Below are 371 nucleotides of genomic sequence, written 5' to 3' on the forward strand. Positions count from 1 at the left end.
GATAAAATCTCTTCCCTTGTCATTCCCGACCATTCGATTTCAAAACCTTTCGGAAGACTTTGTTCAGCAACTTTTTCAACCGCTGCAATGGCATCCCCGGAACTGTATCCTTCTGAGGGTTCACCATTAATCATTGCAGACATATACATATTATAACGGGTTAAAACTTCCGGTCCATAAACTCTTTCAATGGTAATGAACGTTGAGAAGGGAACCATTTCGCCTTTGTCATTTTTTAAATATAAATTCAGAATACTTTCCGGCGTTTCACGGTATTCCGGACTTGCCTGAACCATCACTTTGTACATCTGCCTGAATCGGATAAAATTGGTGGCATAATAAGAACCTAACATCGTCTGCAACGTTGACAT

At 40.2% G+C, this 371-nt stretch carries 1 protein-coding gene; it reads right to left on the reverse strand.

Features of this window, described 5'->3' with window-relative positions:
• A partial coding sequence (locus ACPYOJ_RS34760; RefSeq protein ID WP_481420289.1) for an efflux RND transporter permease subunit occupies positions 1-308 on the reverse strand: 308 nt, incomplete at its 3' end.
• Positions 309-371: the final 63 nt, after the last annotated feature.

The sequence above is a fragment of the Rhizobium sp. SVR5-9E genome (genome assembly GCF_056755095.1).